This is a genomic window from Desulfosarcina sp. (assembly GCF_041551955.1).
Classification (GTDB): Bacteria; Desulfobacterota; Desulfobacteria; order Desulfobacterales; family Desulfosarcinaceae; genus Desulfosarcina.
Map to the genome: position 1 here is coordinate 1 of NZ_JBFELV010000546.1, position 3,015 is coordinate 3,015.

Below are 3,015 nucleotides of genomic sequence, written 5' to 3' on the forward strand. Positions count from 1 at the left end.
CTCCACCGGCGCATTGGTTCTGGGACCAGCCATCCCCAAGGCGGTGGCGGCTGTTGAATTCTGCTGCAGGGCTTGAGCATGGTTTGCCGCGAAGCAACTGGGTCAATCGCTGGCATGGCGATGGGTGGGGTTGGCTTTGGCCCGGGGGCGCGCAGGCGTCTGATCCTTTTCCTCCAGCCGAATCATGTACGAAAACGGAGGCGAAAGGGAACCTCTTTTTTTCGGAGCGATCCGTCGTATCAGGTGGGTTTTTCCGTTGGCGAATCTCGTCGATTGAAATGGTTTTGGCCATGATTCAGAACGACGGCATTCCCGATTGGCGGTTGGCGGCAATTAGGGTCGCCCCTGTTACCTTAAAATGATAAAAAGATAAGAGCCATGTAGCTGTTTAAAGAAATGGAAGGTTTGCAGGACAATCATAAACATCAGCACAAAAACGTCTACCCAATTATCCGGCTTTGGGTCAATACACCAATTCATTGAGAGCCTCATGCTTATTGGGTTTATACTATCAAGTGCCGATTTGATTTGACGAAATAGTGAAAACAAATCCAATTTTCGGGAAAGGTTGACCATTAGATGTCAGGTCGGCCTTATATCTTGTGAGACAAGGTGCGTTCTAATAATGGGTTAACGATCCATCCCGCTTCGCCTTCTTGATCGCTTGCTGGAACACCAGAATGCTGGATGGCAGAATGACTGCTGAAAACCCGCAAAGGATCAGGATTGTGGAGGCTAGTTGTGATACGGTATAACCTTTCAGAATGGCGAGACGCATGCCTTCCAGCGAATGGGTTACCGGAAAGAACTTGGCAGCCGTTTGCAGCCATTCCGGCAGCACGGTTGTGGGATAATATAAACCACCGATCAAACCGGATACCGAGGTAAACAACCAACCGATAGGGTCGCCGCGTTTCAAGACCATTATAAAGCTGGCGGACAGGATACCCAATCCGATGAACGAAATGATGGTGAGAAAAAGAACCATCAGGGTAGCGGTCAGGTTGACCTGGCCAAGGTTCACATCGAAGTAAACGGCACCAAGAAGAAGATAAATGGCCACCTCGAATGTCGCCCAAAAGAAGCCATATATTAAGGATGAAAAGATGATTGTCGGAATGCTGGTGGGTGTCACCAGAATTGCTTCCAGTGTTCCCAGCATTTGACCTTCACGGATAATGCCGGCAAGACCTTTCATGGAAACATTGAGGTAACTGAAAAATGCGATGCCGATCAGCACGAACGAAAAGTAGTTTCCCCCGTATGGTTTGAGGTATTCGACACCAATATCCCCCATTAGCCGGGAGAGAAAAAAGTAGGTTAAAACCGAAAACAATAATCCAAAGAATTGAAGAATAAAAGTGGCCTTATACGTGGTGTCGCTAATAAAATCCCGGTAAACAAACGCTTTCATTTTACGGAAAAGGTTGCCCATCTTGGCTATCCCTATGCGCTCTTGCGTAAAAGCACCCAAGAAAAGATATCTTCCAGGGTTGCATTTGATTCCTGAAATGAGGTAATTCGTCCGCCCATGGCCAAAATACTCTCCATTAATTTGCTGGCCTGGTCTTCACCGTGGGTCAACTCGACTTCGATCTGGGCGCCCGAAGAGGGGGGTTGCGCCGTCTTTAATACAGCGTGCTGCACGGTTGTAAGGGTTTTTAATTTTTCCAGCAGCGCCGTTTGATAGTTTTCTATCCCCACGACAAATCGTTTGTGTTTAGGTAGTGTGGCTTTAATTTCTTCAACTGTACCCTCGGCCTTCAGTTTGCCATTATCGAGAACGGCAATCCGGTTACAAAGCTGCTCCACTTCGGCCAGGTTATGAGAGGCCAGCAGGACAGTTTTATTCTCGGTGTTCACCAGGGTTCCCTTGATGAAATTTTTTATTTTCCTTGCAACGAGCGGATCGAGTCCGCTGGTCGGTTCGTCCATGATCAGAATGTCGGGATTGGTCAACAGGCCTCTGGCAATGGCCAGCATCTTTTTCATACCCGTAGAATACTCTTTGAACATTTTATTCCGGTGGGCTTTCAGGCCGACGAGATCCAATAGACGCGTCACTGCGCGGTCTACCTCCCGGTGGGGAATATTGTTGAGCACGGCAAAAAATTTCAAATTCTGTTCCCCTGTCAGTCGCCAGTAAAAACTTCGCTCATCCCCGATGACATACCCCAGACTGGGTTTGATTTCCTGAGGATTACGCCTTACGTCCAAGCCATTGATGTAGGCGGTTCCGGAACTGGGAAGCACCAACGAACAAAGGATTTTTATGAGGGTCGTTTTACCCGCGCCGTTGGAACCGAGCAGACCAAACAGATCGCCCTTGTCAATCCGAAGGTTAATGTTTTGCAGCGCTGTCGCCGTTTTTTTTGGAAGGTATGCAAGAACAATTCGCGGTACGTCTTGGTTACCGGAAACACCTTGCTCAAATTGCAGACTTGAATACAGGTAGACACGTTACCCCTCACCCATGCCGATGTTGCGGCATTCGAAAAAAGTTATTTCGGCAATATAAATTGGCGGGTGTATTTCCCGTACCGCCAAAACAGTTGTAGCGGTCTGAATAGATAGAACAGGTATACTTTCCAGGATGATTCTGCCACACCGTAATGCATGGCCATTTGGGTCGGATTGAGGAAAAAGCGTTTCCAGAGCGCCGAGATTTTTTTCCTCAGCCGTTTTTCTGCCTGGATCGCTATCAGTGAACCGGGGTAGGAGTTGCGATTGTCCATACGAAAAATTATCGATTCCATCTGAACCACCATTGACCTGTCTGCTGGCAAACTCGCTGGCCAGACAACCCGGTTTTCACCTGGATCAAATATGTTTCGAGTCGTTTTCAAGACGGGATAGACCTCTTCAGCCAGACCATACCTGCGCGCTTCTTCGTCAAACAGGGCCCAGTCCATAGACGACCCGGCACACTGAAGCGAACGGTAGATGTCATATACGCCCCTTAAGCTATTTCGGGTCTCACCGCCAGCAAACAGATGGAGACAAAGATGTAGTACC

General features: G+C 48.4%; 3 protein-coding genes. All 3 read right to left on the reverse strand.

Annotated features, from left to right (window positions below):
- Positions 1–619: 619 nt before the first annotated feature.
- Positions 620–1,435: an ABC transporter permease gene (locus tag ABYV26_RS23875; protein WP_372683853.1), complete on the reverse strand. Its 816-nt coding sequence runs from the start codon at positions 1,433–1,435 to the stop codon at positions 620–622.
- Positions 1,436–1,446: 11 nt separating this feature from the next.
- Entirely contained in the window at positions 1,447–2,451 is a 1,005-nt protein-coding gene (locus tag ABYV26_RS23880) for an ATP-binding cassette domain-containing protein (protein ID WP_372683855.1), read from the reverse strand.
- Positions 2,452–2,501: 50 nt separating this feature from the next.
- A partial coding sequence (locus tag ABYV26_RS23885) for a nucleotidyltransferase family protein (RefSeq protein WP_372683854.1) occupies positions 2,502–3,015 on the reverse strand: 514 nt, incomplete at its 5' end.

What these genes read in the sequence shown, in the direction of transcription:
- ABYV26_RS23875 (WP_372683853.1), bottom strand. Translation starts at nt 1,435, where the DNA reads ATGGGCAACCTTTTCCGTAAAATGAAAGCGTTTGTTTACCGGGATTTT.